Source organism: Pseudomonas sp. PA-4-8C, assembly GCF_021606625.1.
Lineage (GTDB): Bacteria > Pseudomonadota > Gammaproteobacteria > Pseudomonadales > Pseudomonadaceae > Aquipseudomonas > Aquipseudomonas lactis.
The window spans coordinates 1-1,098 of sequence record NZ_WKCD01000555.1 but is presented as its reverse complement, the minus strand read 5'-3'; the positions used below and the strand labels follow the sequence as shown (position 1 = coordinate 1,098).

At 61.3% G+C, this 1,098-nt stretch carries 1 protein-coding gene; it reads right to left on the bottom strand.

The window, feature by feature from the left end:
• Positions 1-29: 29 nt before the first annotated feature.
• Entirely contained in the window at positions 30-1,046 is a 1,017-nt protein-coding gene (locus GIW04_RS30920) for an IS30 family transposase (RefSeq protein ID WP_008435491.1), read from the bottom strand.
• Positions 1,047-1,098 lie beyond the last annotated feature (52 nt).

Below are 1,098 nucleotides of genomic sequence, written 5' to 3'. Positions count from 1 at the left end.
GGCGGTTGCAGGAGCTGAGTGCAACACAGTTACTGGATTGAGGCGGGAGCCTCGTGATGCTTGGCCATCAGCTCGGTCATGACCTCGATGGGGCACTTGAAACCGAAGCGCTTACGCGGTCGGATGTTCAACTCGTAGGCAATCGCATCCAACTGCTCTTGGCTGCACACCGACAGATCCGTGCCCTTGGGCAGGTACTGGCGGATCAGTCCGTTGATGTTCTCATTGCTGCCGCGCTGCCAGGGGCTGTGCGGGTCGCAGAAGTAAATTGCCACCCCGGTCTTCTGGGTGATTTCCGCGTGACGCGCCATCTCCCGCCCTTGGTCGTAGGTCATGCTCTTGCGGGCCGCCAGCGGCATATGGTTCAGCGCCGAACTGAAGCCTTCCACGGCCGAGGTCGCCGTCGCGTCTTGCATCTTCACCAGCATCAGGTAGCCGCTGGTGCGTTCGACTAGCGTACCCACGGCCGATGCGTTGGCTTTGCCCTTGATCAAGTCGCCCTCCCAATGTCCCGGCATCACGCGATCCTCGATCTCCGGCGGACGCACATGGATGCTGACCATGTCCGGGATCTGGCCACGGCGATCTACGCCGCCAGAACGCGGACGGCGGGAGGTTTTGCCTTGCCGCAGGCAGATGATCAGCTCCTTGCGCAGTTCGCCGACCGGCAGGGCATAGATCGCGTTGTAGATCGTCTCGCGGCAGACGTAGGCGTCTTCGAAGCTTGGGGATTTCATGGTTCGCAGCTTGCCGGCAATCTGCTCGGGAGAAAAGCGCTGTCGCAGCAGGTGGGCGACCAGCTCGAACAATTCGTTGCCGGGCACCAGCTTTTGCCGGGGCCGGCAGGGCAATCGACGATCGCGCATGGCTTGTTGGGCATGCTGGGTGGTGTACTCACCCCGGGCATCACGATTGCGACGGATCTCGCGACTGATCGTTGAGGGGCTGCGGTTGAGCATTCGGGCAATGGCGCGCTGGCTCATGCCACGCAGCAGACTGACCTGGATATCGGAGCGTTCTTCAACGCTGAGTTCGTGATAAGACATGGCAACACCCTACCGGAAAGGTCAGGTGTTGCACTCAGTTTTTGCCGCCGCC

What these genes read in the sequence shown, in the direction of transcription:
- GIW04_RS30920 (WP_008435491.1), bottom strand. Translation starts at nt 1,046, where the DNA reads ATGTCTTATCACGAACTCAGCGTTGAAGAACGCTCCGATATCCAGGTC.